The sequence below is a fragment of the Idiomarina sp. D18 genome (genome assembly GCF_057748155.1).
Map to the genome: position 1 here is coordinate 908,063 of NZ_CM173240.1, position 15,867 is coordinate 923,929.

The following is a 15,867-nucleotide window of genomic DNA, read 5'->3' on the forward strand; positions in this document are numbered from 1 at the left end:
AATGCCCATGATTAAAACCTTTAGCGATGAATTTATTGGTTTTTGGGTTGGCTGTCCCCCGGGATAGACTTTCTCAGCTGTACAGGTTCTGAAGCCCGTTTTTTGGCACGCACGCGGATGTTTAAAAATTCCACCGCAAGTGAGAACGCCATGGCAAAATAGACATACCCTTTAGGCACATGAAAGCCCATTCCCTCGCCAACTAAGGTCATGCCAATCAAAATGAGGAAACTTAACGCTAACATCTTAATAGTGGGGTGTTTGTCGACAAAATCTGAAACCGACTTAGCCGCAATCAGCATGACGCCAACGGATAGGATAACCGCAATCACCATGACCGACAGATGATCCGCTAAACCGACCGCAGTAATGACTGAATCAAGTGAGAATACGATATCGAGCACTGCAATTTGCACCAGTATAGCGACAAAATTGGCTTGTACAGCACCGTGTCCCTCGCTCGACTCGCCTTCAAGCGCATGGTGTATCTCTAAGGTACTTTTGCCAAGTAAGAATAAGCCACCCAGCAGTAAGATGAGATCACGCCCCGAGATTGATTTACCAAGGACGTCGAATAAGGGAGTTGTTAATGACATGACCCAAGTGAGGGAGAATAAAAGCAATAGTCGCGTGCCCATTGCTAATATTAGGCCCAGCGTTCTAGCTCGGTTCCGCTGGTGTTCAGGCAAACGACCAACTAAAATAGAAATGAAAATAATGTTATCAATGCCCAGTACAATTTCTAATGCGGTCAGTGTAGCCAATGCAATCCATGCCTCGGGCATGGCGATCCACTCAAACATAATCTTCTCCGAAATTTGACGTCTTAAATTATAGTGAAGGTCTTCAACTGAAAAGCAATCTTTCCAGTATTGTCGACAATACTTTATAAATATGCTTGTAATATACTTAAATGATCGGGCAGAATAGTGACAACACTTAATTATGTCGACAATTTCATATGGAAGTGCTTTCACCTATTGCCAAACCAGCTGTAACCTCCGCTGACCGGGTTCTTGTTCAGATTCAAAGAGCCGTGGTCGAGGGCGAAATTGCCGCTGGGAGCAAAATTAGCGAGCCTGAGCTTGCTCGTAAATTTAACATCAGCCGTGCACCTCTGCGCGAGGCACTTGCTCGGTTGGAGCGCTGCCATCTCATTGAACGAACGCCAAATGCCGGAGCCCGTGTCGTTCAGCTATCTTATCAAGGACTCATCCATTTATATCAAATTCGTGAAGAATTAGAAGGGTTAGCGTGTCGGTTGGCTGCCGAGTACATGGCAACCGAGGAAATCGAGCAACTTCAGAGTTTGCTTGATCAACACTTGGCGCATCAGCGCGTGCGCGAAGGTGAAAGTTACTATCAAGAAGCGGGCGATTTGGACTTTCATTATCGTGTCATCTTAGGGAGCAAGAATCCCTATCTGATAAATATGCTCTGTGATGAACTTTACTATTTGGTCAGGATGTATCGCGTCCAGATGGGGATGAATGGACCTCGTGTTTCACGCGCCTTTGATGAGCATAAAGCGATTTTGACCGCCATTGGCAATCGTGACGGTGAACTCGCGGACTTATTGATGCGGCGTCATATTAGCGCGTCGCGTAAAAACATCGAAATTAAACTAGCACAACAGGAGAAGTGATAATGAGTAACGGAATCCAAAGTGCGGGCGCAAAACTGCGTCGTGCAATTGAACAAGAAAATCCTTTGCAGATCGTCGGTACGATTAACGCTTACACAGCCATGATGGCTGAAAAAGTGGGCCACAAAGCGCTTTATTTGTCGGGCGCAGGTGTTGCTAATGCCTCTTTTGGTTTACCTGACTTGGGTATGACTTCACTGAATGACGTGTGCGAAGATATTCGCCGTATTACCGGCGCTTCAGACTTGCCATTATTAGTTGATGCCGACACAGGCTGGGGTGGTGCATTCAATATCGCACGCACTGTTAAAGAAATGACGCGTGCAGGTGCAGCGGGTATTCATATTGAAGACCAAGTTGCGCAAAAGCGTTGTGGTCACCGCCCAAATAAAGAGATCGTTACTCAAGCTGAGATGGTTGACCGCGTTAAGGCGGCCGTTGATGCCCGTATTGATGACCAGTTTCTAATTATGGCGCGTACTGACGCGTTACAGCAACAAGGCTTAGATGCTGCCATTGAGCGCGCGCAAGCGTGTGTCGACGTGGGTGCGGATGCGATTTTTGCAGAAGCGGTGCACACACTGGAGCAATATCAAGCCTTCACTGAAGCGCTTGATGTGCCAGTATTGGCTAACATTACCGAATTCGGAGCAACGCCATTGTTCAATAAGCAAGAGCTGGCTGACGTCGGTGTCGATATTGTATTGTATCCGTTGAGCGCATTCCGTGCGATGAACAAAGCAGCGTTAAATGTCTACAATAGTATTCTTGAGAACGGCGATCAGAAAGCGGTTGTTGATGATATGCAAACGCGTGCAGAACTCTATGAATTTTTGAACTACCATGAGTTCGAAGAAAAACTAGACAACCTATTCAAAAAATAAGCTCGGTAGCTTGCGCCTAAGGCGCAAGAATTGATTATGTAGCTTGCGCCTTAGGCGCAAGTCAATCACAACAAATTAAGAAGGAATAAAACCATGGCAGAGAAAAAACTAGGTGGTGCAGGATTACGTGGCCAATCAGCGGGTGAAACCGCACTATGTACCGTGGGTAAATCAGGTTCTGGCCTCACTTATCGCGGCTATGACATTAAAGAGTTAGCGGAGAAGGTGAGCTTTGAAGAAGTCGCGTATTTGCTCGCGAAAGGTGAATTGCCTAATCAAGCTGAATTAGATGCATACCGTAAGCGTCTAAAATCCATGCGCATCCTACCGCAGGAAGTCAAAGACGTACTGGAGCGTATTCCAAAAGAAGCGCATCCGATGGACGTGCTACGTACAGGCTGCTCAATGTTAGGCAACCTCGAGACTGAAGAAAGCTTCGATGAAGCGGACGATAAAATTGAACGTATGATCGCAACTTTCCCAGGTATGGTGTTGTATTGGTACCGCTTTACGCACGATGGCGTGCGTATCGATACTGACTCTGAAGAGCAGTCCACTGGAGCGCACTTCCTACGCTTATTGCATGATGAATCACCGTCTAAATTACATGCTGACGTGATGAACACGTCGTTGATCTTGTATGCAGAGCACGAGTTCAATGCATCAACCTTCACAGCGCGTGTATGTGCATCGACGTTGTCTGACATTCACTCGTGTGTGACCGGTGCGATCGGTTCATTGCGTGGTCCACTGCATGGTGGTGCCAACGAAGCAGCAATGGAGCTTATCGAGGACATGAAAGATCCAGAAGATGCTGAGAAAACACTCATGGGTATGCTCGAGCGTAAAGAAAAGATCATGGGCTTTGGTCATGCGATTTATCGCGAGTTTGACCCACGCAATGACATCATCAAAGCATGGTCTAAGAAGCTTGCCGAAGAGAATGGGGATTCTCGCTTGTATGATGTTTCAGTGCGCTGTGAAGAAGTCATGTGGCGTGAGAAGAAGCTGTTCCCGAACGCGGACTTTTTCCACGCGTCAGCCTACAACTATATGAACATTCCTACAAAACTATTTACGCCAATCTTTGTGATGTCACGTGTTACAGGTTGGACGGCACACGTGAAAGAACAACGTGCAAACAACCGTATCATTCGTCCTTCGGCGGATTACACCGGTCCAGAAGCGCGTCCAGTACCCGCTATCAGCGAACGATAAGTAGGTGGTGGGATGAGTTCGAATTATCGTAAATCGTTAACAGGCACCACGCTCGAGTACTTTGATGCTCGAGCGGCGGTGGAAGATATAGAAGCGGGCGCCTACGACAAGCTACCGTACTCAAGTCGTGTCTTTGCCGAGAACTTGGTGCGCCGCTGTGAACCGGAGCTTCTTAAACAGTCACTTGAGCAATTAATTTACCGCAAACGTGAGTATGATTTTCCGTGGTTTCCAGCCCGTGTCGTTTGCCATGATATCTTAGGTCAGACCGCGTTGGTCGACTTAGCGGGGTTGCGTGATGCTATCGCTGAGAAAGGTGGTGATCCGGCAAAAGTGAACCCGGTGGTTCCCACTCAGTTGATTGTTGACCACTCGCTCGCGGTGGAGCACGCAGGCTTTGAAAAGGACGCGTTCGAGAAGAACCGTGCGATTGAAGACCGTCGCAATGATGATCGCTTTCACTTCATTAACTGGACTAAAACTGCGTTTAAAAACGTGGATGTTATCCCTCCAGGTAACGGCATCATGCACCAGATCAATTTGGAGAAGATGTCACCGGTTGTGCAAGTGCGTGACAATGTCGCCTTTGTAGATACCTGCGTAGGCACGGACAGCCACACGCCGATGGTTGATGCCTTGGGTGTCATCTCGGTAGGTGTGGGCGGTCTTGAGGCTGAGAGTGTCATGCTTGGGCGTGCATCTTATCTACGCTTGCCCGATATCGTGGGCGTTGAATTGACTGGTAAGTTACAGCCAGGCATTACCAGCACCGATTTGGTACTCGCATTGACTCAGTTCCTGCGTAAAGAACGTGTGGTCGGTGCTTACCTCGAATTTTATGGTGAAGGTGCTAAAGCCCTGACTGTCGGCGATCGGGCGACCATCTCTAATATGACGCCAGAATACGGTGCCACGGCAGCGATGTTCTACATCGATGAGCAGACCATTGATTATCTTAAATTAACCGGACGTGATGACGATCAGGTTGAGTTGGTGGAACAATACGCCAAAGAGACAGGGTTATGGGGCGATAGTCTTGAGACCGCAGAATATGAGCGCGTTCTAACGTTTGACTTAAGCCAAGTAAAACGTAACTTAGCCGGTCCATCTAATCCTCACTCATTGTTGCCCGCTGGCGAGTTGACTGAGCGGGGAGTGGCGAAGCATATTGAGTCACCTGAAGATGGAAAAATGCCTGATGGCGCGGTAATTATCGCAGCTATTACGAGCTGTACAAACACCAGTAACCCACGCAATATGATTGCGGCGGGCTTGATAGCGCGTAACGCCAATAAATTGGGTTTAACGCGTAAGCCATGGGTAAAAAGCTCACTCGCACCGGGCTCTAAGACCGTTAAGATGTACTTAGAAGAAGCGCAATTGTTGCCAGAGCTGGAAACACTCGGTTTTGGTGTCGTGGCGTTTGCATGCACGACCTGTAACGGTATGAGTGGTGCACTTGATCCTAAGATCCAACAAGAAATTATCGACCGTGATTTATTCTCGACAGCAGTGCTATCGGGTAACCGTAACTTTGATGGTCGGATTCACCCTTATGCAAAACAAGCGTTCTTAGCATCACCGCCATTGGTTGTTGCTTATGCGATTGCGGGCACTATGCGCTTTGATATCGAGAAAGACGTGTTGGGCTATGACACTGACGGCAACGCAGTCACGTTAAAAGACATCTGGCCAAGTGACGAAGAAATTGACGCTATCGTTAAATCGAGCGTTAAGCCTGAGCAGTTCCGGAAAGTGTACGATCCGATGTTTAATCTTTCGGTCGATTACGGTGACGATATTAACCCACTCTATGATTGGCGTGAAATGTCGACATACATCCGTCGGCCCCCGTACTGGGAAGGTGCATTGGCCGCTAAGCCAAGCTTAACAGGGATGCGTCCTTTAGCGGTACTTGGCGACAACATCACTACGGATCATTTGTCACCTTCGAATGCGATTCTTGCTGACAGCGCAGCGGGTGAATACCTCGCTAAAATGGGCTTGCCAGAAGAAGACTTTAACTCTTATGCGACCCACCGTGGCGATCATTTAACGGCTCAACGTGCAACGTTTGCCAACCCGAAATTGTTTAACGAAATGGTGCGGGATGATGCTGGCAATGTGATTCAAGGTTCGTTGGCACGGATTGAACCTGAAGGTAAAACCGTACGCATGTGGGAAGCGATTGAGCACTACATGACTCAAAAGCAACCATTGATCATCGTGGCAGGTGCTGACTATGGTCAAGGTTCATCGCGCGACTGGGCCGCTAAAGGTGTCCGCTTAGCTGGGGTTGAAGCTATCGTCGCAGAAGGTTTCGAGCGTATTCATCGTACCAACTTAATTGGTATGGGCGTCTTGCCGCTGCAGTTTGAAGAGGGCACAACCCGCAAGACATTAGCACTTGATGGTTCTGAAACCTATGATGTTAAGGGCGAACCGGCTCCTGGTGCGCGACTGAGTTTAATGATTCACCGAGCCAATGGTGAAGATATTGAAGTGCCCGTGATCTGCCGCTTGGATACCAAAGAAGAAGTATCCATTTATTCGGCGGGTGGTGTGCTGCAACGGTTTGCACAAGACTTTCTTGAGGCTGAGGCAAGTTGATATGAAATTTAGGCCACAGTTGAAAATTCCCGCCACCTATATGCGTGGCGGGACTTCAAAAGGTGTATTTTTTAACTTAGCGGACTTACCTGAGGCCGCGCAGCAGCCAGGTAAGGTGCGCGATGCACTTCTGATGCGCGTGATTGGCAGCCCCGATCCTTACGCTAAGCATACTGATGGTATGGGCGGCGCGACATCAAGCACCAGTAAAACGGTCATCGTGTCGAAAAGCACGCAACCCAACCATGATGTTGATTACCTATTTGGTCAGGTATCGATTGATACCCCCTTTGTTGACTGGAGCGGTAACTGCGGTAATTTGTCGTCTGCGGTGGGGGCTTTTGCAATAACTCAAGGCCTCGTTGACGCCGATCGCGTGCCGGAAAACGGTATCGCTGAAGTCCGTATTTGGCAGGCAAACATTGGCAAAACTATTGTCAATAAGGTACCGATGCAAGACGGACAAGTACAAGAAATGGGTGACTTTGAGCTTGATGGTGTGACGTTTCCAGCGGCTGAAGTCGCGATCGAGTTTATGGATCCCTCCGCCGATGGTGAGCAGATGTTTCCCACCGGAAATCTTGTCGATACATTTGAGGTGCCTGGCGTCGGAACCTTAGAGGCTACCTTTATCAATGCGGGTATTCCTACCGTATTTCTGCGCGCCGAGGCGTTAGGCTACGAGGGAACTGAGTTGCAAGAAGCGATAAATGGTGACGCAGCAGCCTTGACGCGACTCGAGACGATTCGGGCTCATGCCGCGGTTCGCATGGGATTGATCGATCAAGTAGAAGAAGCCGCGCAGCGTCAACATACGCCGAAATTAGCCTTTGTAGCACCCGGTAAGACCTACACCGCCTCGAGCGGTAAAGTGATTGAGGCCGGTGATGTTGACTTGCTTGTCCGTGCTATGTCGATGGGTAAACTACATCACGCGATGATGGGAACGGCTGCGGTGGCAATTGGCACAGCCGCTTCTATTCCAGGTACATTAGTAAACCAAGCCGCCGGTGGCGGTGAGCGCACGATGGTCAACTTTGGTCATCCGTCGGGTACGTTGCAAGTCGGTGCTGAAACGCTCCTAAAAGATGGTGAATGGCGTGCTGTCAAAGCCATTATGAGTCGAAGTGCACGTGTGCTTATGGAAGGCTGGGTGAGAGTACCTGCAGAGGTGTTGGATTAATGACCCGCTAATTCATAACGATTGCTGAAAGCGTCCTTTGGGGCGCTTTTTTTATGGTTTTAACGGATGTAAATTGTCCGTTAGTGCATCGCTCACGATGCAGAATGCATGCTATCATTAACGGCTTTGGTGAAGGTGTTACGAGGAACAATATGGCAGGTAATGCGGCTCGTCTTAAAAAAATAATTATGATTAACGGTCACCTCCCGGGTATCGTGGAACTGGATTTAGAAGGGCACACCAATATTTGTGGTAGTAACGCGTCGGGGAAAACCACGTTACAACGTATGATCCCCGTGTTTTATGGCGAGCAACCCAATAAAGTGGTGCCTAAAACCCGCGACAACTTTGACAAGTTCTATCTGCCGTATAGTAATAGCTACATTATTTATTCATATCAGTCTGCGGCGCAACGCGACGTCCAAGTGGTGTTGACCAAACGTAACGATGGCGTTGATTACCGTTTTATCGATGCTGAATATTGCCCACAAGATTACCTCGACGAGCAAGGTGATAAAGTGATTGCGGTTGACTATCAGGAGTGGTTGAAGCGATTGCGCGCGAAAGGGCATCTTTTTAGCCATAAAATTAGTGCAACAAGCGAGTTTCGTACGCTGATTCAAAATGATGTACAAGCGTTGCAACATACCCAAAAAGATAGCGTAAAACTGCGTCAATTGGCGGCACGCTTTGCGTTGGTGAAAGCGCCTCATAAATTACGTCATATCGAAAAACTGGTCAGTGCTGTGCATGCTAAAGAAGGCAAAATGGATACTTTACGTAGCATGTTAGCAGCGATTCTAGAAGAAGACGGACATGCTGTCCCCCACAGTTCGATTCGTGGTGAAAAGATCCGCAGATGGATTGAACAAATGCGGCAAACGATGCGCTTGGATGATCTACAGGCCGCTTTCACCAAACTCTCAAGCGGTGCTCATCGCTATGGCGATGAGTTAGCAGAGCTTTGGGCTATTCAACCTTTATTGCTTGAGCATAGAGAGCAGTTAGCCGATCAAGAACGTGATTTAAAAGCAACGTTAAGAACGATAGAACAACGGATCAGTCAACGTACGGCCGATTATGAACAGCAACGTGACCAAGTTAATGAAACGCTAAGCGAACATAAGGCTGAGCTTAAGCAAGTAGAGCGGCAGTTAGATGAAGCTCAAAGTAAAGCCGATGCTTTTCGCGATGCGAATATTGAGGAGTGGGAACACAAAATTGAGCGTTTGCCAGCCTTGCGGGAGCAAGCTGATGAAGTTAAGCAACAGCGTATTGTGTTACTTGAGGCGCATCAGAGTGAACGCCAACAACTGGATAGCGAGAAGCTCAAGCTGACTGAGCGACAGCAGCGCCGTGATGGTAAGCATCAAGCCAAACTCGATGGGCTTGCTACTGAGCTTGCTGAACTGCACGCGAGCCACAGTGAGGTGTTGGCCGCGCTCCGTGAGCAACATCAACTGCGTCGCAATGAACAAACCGAACGTTGGCGCGATGAGCGCGAGGCGGTCAAACTCAAGTTGGCTGCGCTTCACTCTGAACAGAGTCATAATGCCAATGCGGAAGAGCAACAGCAATTGGATGCGATGGTTGAACGCGTCGCTGACGCGCAAGAGCAGCTGACGTTGCAGCGCGACCAACTGGAGCATGCGCGTGAGCAATTAAACTTAGCCCAACGCAACCGTTTACGCGTCAGCGAAGAACTTAATCGTGAGCGTGAGCAACTCGCTTCGGTCAAGATCGCAATTAAGCAAAAGAGCATTGAGCTTGAGCCCGAACCCGATAGTTTACGAGGCTTTTTACATAGCCAAGCACCGGAGTGGCATGAGACGATTGGTAAGGTCATTTCACCCGCGTTGTTAGAGCGAACTGATCTGAATCCCGTGCTTGGACAAGATAACACCAGTGTATTTGGCTTGCAGCTTGATCTTGCGGCGATTGAAGCGACCTATCACGATGACACAGAGGGTAGAGCTGAACTAGAACGGTTGCAAAAACAACAACAGTCACTGATTAAGTGCGTCGACGAAACCGAACAACAGTTAGCGCGTGAAACTGAACATGTCACTGATGCCGAGGCGCAGCTAAGAATGGTGCAGCAACAGCTTCACAAGCAGCAACGTGAATTAGAATATGCACTCGATGCGCAAGCGCGCTTAAAAGCAGCGATCAAACGACAAATCTCTGAACGGACTGAACAACTAAGTGCGCAGAAAGCGACACTTGAGGAACGCTTGGAGAGCCTTAATGAACATATTGAATTCAGTGCGCAAGAATTGATAGAACAGCAGCGTAGCGCTGAGATAGAGTTAAAAGCGGAGCAGCAAGACGCGGTTGCGCAATTGCACGAATCTCAAGACTTTGAGCGGCAGCAGCAGGCTGAGGAACGTGCACAACTCAAAGATGACATTAAAGCATTGGAACGTGCATTCAGTGACAAGCTTGCCCAGCAGGGCGTTAATGAGCACGATATTAACCAGTTAAAGCAGCGTGAGGAACAGCTAAACGAAGCGATACAGCAAGCGCTTGAGCGCCAAGAACTAGTGCGAGAGTATCGCCACTTTAAAGAGTCAGTTTGGCAGTCGGCACGTCCACAATGGCAGCAGAGAGAGCAACAGCTGCAGTCTGAAATTCTCGCGCTTGAAGATAAAAAACGCTTGGCTAAAGATGCCTTTGAGCAAAGCAAGGCCCAAGATGTCGAGCAACGTCAGCGTACCCAGTTAACGTTAGAGCAGTCCACTACGCTCTTACAGCGTTTGCGAGAGAGTGTAAACAAGCTCGAACACATACCGACTTTGACACCCGAGTTACAACAGAGCAGGCAAAAAGGGTCGCTAGAACACAGTGATAGTAGTGAACTTATAGGACGCTGCGACGACGTATATGAGCGCTTTTTGCATAGTGATAAAGTGCTGAATGAGCAGCTTCGTCAGTTTGATAATCAATTGCGCCGTGATGCCCAAACTGATTTCCTTAACTTCATGGAAGAAAGTCGAGAACGCATGAATGTAGGTGACGATATTGCTTCCAATTTAGCGCTGTACCAAGCCATGCTGAATTACCTTGAGGAACATCAGCAAGCGATATTGGCGACCGGTCATAATATTAGTAAAGATCTAGTCGACTTCTTTACTGTGTTCAATGATATCCATAAACGCGTGGCTCAATACAGTCGTCGTTTAACGGATGCGGTGGGTAATGAATTATCACTGTCTGGTATTGACCGCGCCGAAGTAAAAATCAGTTCAACTATCGATGCGTTGGGATTTTGGGAACCGCTCACACAGTTTGTAGCAAGTTATGAGCAATGGCAGCAGTCCGGCGATAGACTCCCAAACGAAGACTACTTGTTGCAGTTGGGAATGGTCGCCGATATTTTGCGGGCCGATCAAAAATACAGTATCGAATCATTATTGAAGATTGAGTTGTTCTTGACCGAAGCTGGCAATGAGCTTGTGATTCGGAATGATCGCCAGCTTGCTGAATCGTCGAGCCATGGAATGGCTTATCTGATCTTGTGTAAATTCTTATTAGCCTTCACACGTTTGTTGCGCACGGATAGCGAGGCGATAACGCTCCATTGGCCGATTGACGAAATCGGTACCTTGGCCTATCACAACGTCGAGAAACTTTTTGATGCGTGTGATAGCAATCACATTCAAATTGTAGGCGCCTTTCCTAATCCTGAGTCTGATGTTTTGATGCTATTTAAGCATCGTTACTTAATTGAGGCACATCCAGATAAGGTGGGAAAAGGACAGTTGAAACGCATTCAACCAAAGGTTTCTGGATTATCTGAGAAGCTGGCTTACCTTGTTCAACAGGAGCACCACGTATGATGACATTTGGTCCCATTATCGAGACGCTACTGGCGGGCGAGTTTATCTGTACCCAACGTTTTCCAGAGTATCACCAGCAGTTACAGGATGAGACATTACAAAATCAGATAAATGATTATTTACGGCCGCTGAACAGGACAGTGAGCCAGGCGGCGGACGGCAGTGTATTTTTCTTGAGCTATCAGCAGCTTGATAAGCAGGGGCGCGAGCATTTACGTCAACAGTTTACTCAGACTCTGGCTACATTGATGCCGTTACTAGAGTGGCTCACCTTGACGCAAGAAGCACTCGGTCATGATAGTACGTTGGTACCGGGCGATACGGTAAAACTGCCAGAGTGGGTGATGGCCTGTGAGGACAATCCAAGCTTAAAGCAACGGCTAGCAAACTTAGCGCGTGATCGCTTTTTTAACTCGCAAGCTGAAACCGTCGATGCGCAAATCAAGCAAATCGCTAAGCGGTTGGTCGAGCATGGTTATTTAATGCAGCCTCATGGTGACAGACCTTACTTTATTGTAACTGGGAAAGTGGATTATTTGATTGATGTGATTCGCTTCATTCGTGACGAAGAAAATTTACCAGTTGACGAAAAACCAGAGCAAGAGGCTTTACTGTAAATGGCGGGCGAGCAAATAAATGTTTCTGATCAGCGAATCGAGCAAGGTGAAAAGCGACTTAATCTGATAGGTCGGCACGCAGCTATTTTAATGCAGGCGTACCAAACCGGTGTTTTAGATGAGCTCAGCGTTAATGAGGGTGTATTACGCAACCTTTTAAATGCACGTATCATTTATCAGCCCGAGAGCGGCCAAGGATATCGTTTACGAGCACCTGTTGCACAACTGATTGCTAATTTGGTTGTGGACGAGCGGCGGCGTTCCATTCAAGCGGACGTCGCGGATAAGCTTGAAGCGATTCGTGGTCAGGTGGATGCATTCAGAAAAGCGCAGCAGCGCAGCGATATCTATCTGGCAGAGTTGAAACTACAGGTGATTGAAGAGCGTGTACATGATTTGGTAGCTGAGTTTGATGAGGCGATTCACAGCTTATGGAATCGCCTGAATACCGATTTTGGTTTTGCCGCTAACCTTGACGAAAAGGTGGCTGAAAATCAACGCGCGCAGAATCAAATTGAACGCTTGCTCGAAGGTCTATCAATGATTGACTACGACGAGTGTATTGCGCTCGCGGATGGTCATGTAAAGCTGCGGCACCTTTTAGTCGTTCAGTTACAGCGACGCACGAGCTTGCAGCGCGCCAGCATGCTAGAAATTCAACACCGTATGATTGAATTAATGAGTCGCTTTCGTGAGCAACAGTCGCGCAGTTTATTGGTTGGTAATATGGCGCAGTTTCTTCGTCAGCATCCCGAACTCAAGATCAGTGATTATACCGAACAGAGTCAGGTACCGACGCTGTTTAATCAAGCTCGTGCTATTCGCGCAGCAGCGCATGTCGATGTCCACAATTCAGATGCTCAGCGTGAAACCTTAGCGGCTTTGCATGATGCATTACAGCAAACGCGGCATTTGCGTGGTGAACAAACACCTTTGAGTGAATCAGCGCAAGCGACCGAGCAGTTTGACGATGAGATACTCGAGACCCAGCAACGCCAATTAAAACAAGATGTTGATCAGTTCTTTATTAATGTTGCTCAAAGTCAGCAGGCGCAATCTGCGCTTAGCTACCTTACCCAGCACGAACTGCAGTGGCACGGCGAGATCTGGTTGTTTCAAGTACTCAGTGAATATCAGACGCTTGCTCGCTCCGTACAAGCGCAGTTGCCACTGCAACGTCACGAGCGTCCTGTAAGCACTACCAACAACGTGCAGATTATAGAAGACTTGGTGGTGACACCACCGAAACGTGTTGCATAGTTGCACGTTGGATTAGGGAAGCCAGATGTCTTGAAGTGGTGTGTCGAGACTGTAGCGATGTCGGATTTGTGCCTGCAGAAGTTCAGCACATGCAAGCGCATCGGTGAGCGCATCATGGGGTGCGTAAAAGGGCAGGTTATAGCGCTCGCGACTGTCCGCAAGACGGATGGATAAAGGCTGTTTGCCCATTAGTTTTGACCATAATGACCGCCGTTGACGATGAAAGCGGGCTTCAATGGCCATGGTATCGATGACAGGGAAGTGAATATGCTCATCAAATCGTGCATCCATCGCTTTTTGCAGAAAAGGGCGCTCAATGCCATTGTAATGTACTACCCAGACCTTGCCTGCAACTAACTCAAGCAGTTCAGGTAAAATATCTTCGATATCCGGTGCTGATTGAATATCAGAATGAGTTATGCCGTGAATCACTACCGATTCGTCGGTTAGGTCTTGTCGTGGTTTGACGACCCACTGCCGCGCTTGTGACATAAAAATACGCTGTGTTGTCATGGGGACGACAGCGATACTAACGATGCTGTTACGCTGGCAATCTAGGCCGGTGGTCTCGAAATCAACAGCGACCATCGGTGCGTCTTTAATCAAGGTCTCTTTATTAACCATGCCCTGTTCAAAATAGTGTTTAAACATCGGCGTTTTGACGTGCGCTGCCCAAGTGGCAAAGTCCGTCGACCAATCGCGCTCAGCGTCGGAGTTAATCACCTCACGCGGTTTTAAGTAAAACATGCCGGCTTAGCCTCCTGCATAGCGGTAACGTAAGTATTTCTGTGCATTGCTGAGAATTTGAAACGCATCCTTTAGGTTTTTACGCTCAAAGTCTGAAAGTTGCTCTGGTGCGACATTATTATCGGGCGTGTCGCCCTCCGTTAGGGCAATAGCCTGGTGTCGAATACGCACCATTGAGATTAATTCAAGGGCGTCACGTAAATCCGGTCCACGACCTTTGGGGAGTATGTTGGCCTCCATTATGTCCTCTAAGCGAGCGAACGAGTTACGTTGAGTCGAGCCGACCGCCAGCGCATGCACGCGAATCAGGTCAGCCACCGGTGCTGTGCCGCGGCGCTTCGTATTGATACTGTCGCGGTGCTTACCGTCCTTTTCCATCACGAAATCTTTGAAAAAGCCGAGCGGTGGCGTTCTACTCAACGCATTACGCGCCATAGAGCCTAAGAAACGTTTATTATTTTTGGCTTTTACACGAATTAATTCATTCAGTTGTTTGGCAAAGCTAAACTCACCCCATACGCCGTCTAAGTCAAAAAAGATAGAGGAGTGCAGTAAGCGCTCGGGAGAGGGGTTATCAATCCAGTCGGTGAAGTATTTCTTCCAAACGCGCAGCGGTTGTCGCCACTGGTTATTGGTTGCCATAATACCACCTGTGCAGTACGTATAGCCGCATTCATGCAAACCGTCCGAGACAAACTTAGCCAAAGCTTTGAAATAGGCATCGTGTTCTTTAGGGTTAAAGTCGTCGTGTAATACCAGTGCGTTATCTTGGTCGGTTACGATAGATTGTTCATCACGCGCCATTGAACCAAGTGCGAGAAAGCAGTAGGGAATGGGTGGTGGGCCTAATTCGATTTCCGCTAACTCCAAAAGGCGTTGCTTGAAGCTACGACCGATGGTGGCCATGGCTGAGCCAATCATTCGTGAATTAGCGTCTTCGTTGACCAAACGCACAAAGCTTGCTTCTACACTCTCTTTTAACTGCGCCAACTCTTCAAACGTATTTTGTTTAAAGATACTACTGACTACGTACAGACTTGATTTCGATTCGTGACGCACGACGTCAGATAAGGCAATAACACCGATCAAGCGCTGTTTTTTTAATACAGGTAAATGATGCAGGTTAGTCCTCAGCATGGTTAACATCGCTTCAAATATGCGTTGATTATGCTCAATATAAACTAAATTCGAGGACATCACGTCACGTACGGGATCGCTGGGAGAACGTTCAACGGCGAGTACACGCTTACGTAAATCTTTGTCGGTAATAATACCGAGTACGTCATCAGGGTTATCACCACAAATGAGTAATGACGAAACTTGCTCGTCAGTCATTTTTTGAGCGGCCTCTACAATACTGGCATCAGACTCGATAATAACAGGCTGGCGACTCAACAATGTTTCGACGGTTTCAATAAATAAATCGTTACGCTGCTCGCGTTCGCGCACGGCTAAATTAACGCGTTGATGTTCTTCAACCTCAACCGCATCCGCAAAGGCGTCGTATTCGTCGTAAAGCCGATTAAATAGGGCACCCGGTACATAGTAAATCAGGCTGTCTTCTAACGCTTTTACAGGATAACGTACACGGCCTTTACGTAATAAGCCGGCTTCACCGAAAAAACCTCCGGCACTTAAGCGATTAAAAAGTTCGCCGTTGCGTTTATACGTTTCTATGGCGCCGCTACGAATCACATGGAGATCAGAAATAGGTTGGTTGTAATCAAGCACCTGGTCACCCTTCTGAAAATAGCCGACCTCGATTTGTTGTGAGATCGTTTGTAATTCCGCTTCGGGCAGAATAGTGAAGGGTGCATATTGTTTAATGAAATTTAGTATTTCGACGTGTTCGGCTTCCATGACA

Annotated in this window: 11 protein-coding genes; 8 read left to right on the forward strand and 3 right to left on the reverse strand. The window is 48.0% G+C overall.

What is annotated here, in order from left to right; translation table 11 throughout:
• Positions 1–32: 32 nt before the first annotated feature.
• Positions 33–803 (reverse strand): TerC family protein, encoded by a 771-nt coding sequence (locus tag AC3AP5_RS04335; protein ID WP_487327071.1) that lies wholly within the window; start codon positions 801–803, stop codon positions 33–35.
• A gap of 158 nt (positions 804–961) precedes the next feature.
• Between AC3AP5_RS04335 and AC3AP5_RS04340 the strand changes: the two genes are divergently transcribed.
• The 8 genes from AC3AP5_RS04340 to AC3AP5_RS04375 all read left to right on the forward strand — a co-directional run bounded on the left by AC3AP5_RS04340 (position 962) and on the right by AC3AP5_RS04375 (position 13,256).
• Complete coding sequence (locus AC3AP5_RS04340; protein WP_487327072.1) at positions 962–1,645, forward strand: GntR family transcriptional regulator; 684 nt, start codon at positions 962–964, stop codon at positions 1,643–1,645.
• 2 nt (positions 1,646–1,647) lie between these two features.
• Positions 1,648–2,529, forward strand: a complete 882-nt coding sequence (gene prpB / locus AC3AP5_RS04345) for a methylisocitrate lyase (protein WP_006955443.1) — start codon at positions 1,648–1,650, stop codon at positions 2,527–2,529.
• A 93-nt stretch (positions 2,530–2,622) separates the two neighbouring features.
• On the forward strand, positions 2,623–3,747 hold the full coding sequence (gene prpC / locus AC3AP5_RS04350) for a bifunctional 2-methylcitrate synthase/citrate synthase (protein WP_006955442.1): 1,125 nt from the start codon (positions 2,623–2,625) through the stop codon (positions 3,745–3,747).
• Between the two features lie 12 nt (positions 3,748–3,759).
• On the forward strand, positions 3,760–6,357 hold the full coding sequence (acnD, locus tag AC3AP5_RS04355; protein WP_487327073.1) for a Fe/S-dependent 2-methylisocitrate dehydratase AcnD: 2,598 nt from the start codon (positions 3,760–3,762) through the stop codon (positions 6,355–6,357).
• Between the two features lies 1 nt (position 6,358).
• Entirely contained in the window at positions 6,359–7,540 is a 1,182-nt protein-coding gene (prpF, locus tag AC3AP5_RS04360; RefSeq protein WP_487327074.1) for a 2-methylaconitate cis-trans isomerase PrpF, read from the forward strand.
• A 152-nt stretch (positions 7,541–7,692) separates the two neighbouring features.
• A complete protein-coding gene (locus AC3AP5_RS04365; RefSeq protein ID WP_487327075.1) occupies positions 7,693–11,379 on the forward strand; it encodes an ATP-binding protein in 3,687 nt (1,228 codons plus the stop codon).
• On the forward strand, positions 11,376–11,996 hold the full coding sequence (locus AC3AP5_RS04370) for a condensin complex protein MksE (RefSeq protein ID WP_487327076.1): 621 nt from the start codon (positions 11,376–11,378) through the stop codon (positions 11,994–11,996). The genes AC3AP5_RS04365 and AC3AP5_RS04370 overlap by 4 nt, the downstream gene beginning before the upstream one ends.
• Complete coding sequence (locus AC3AP5_RS04375) at positions 11,997–13,256, forward strand: hypothetical protein (protein WP_487327077.1); 1,260 nt, start codon at positions 11,997–11,999, stop codon at positions 13,254–13,256.
• Positions 13,257–13,268: 12 nt separating this feature from the next.
• Here the strand turns inward: AC3AP5_RS04375 and AC3AP5_RS04380 are convergent, their stop codons facing one another.
• Positions 13,269–14,003 carry a 3'-5' exonuclease gene (locus AC3AP5_RS04380; protein ID WP_290486126.1) on the reverse strand — a complete coding sequence of 245 codons (735 nt, stop codon included), beginning with the start codon at positions 14,001–14,003 and terminating at the stop codon, positions 13,269–13,271.
• A gap of 6 nt (positions 14,004–14,009) precedes the next feature.
• Positions 14,010–15,863: a DUF294 nucleotidyltransferase-like domain-containing protein gene (locus tag AC3AP5_RS04385; protein WP_487327078.1), complete on the reverse strand. Its 1,854-nt coding sequence runs from the start codon at positions 15,861–15,863 to the stop codon at positions 14,010–14,012.
• Between the last annotated feature and the right edge of the window lie 4 nt (positions 15,864–15,867).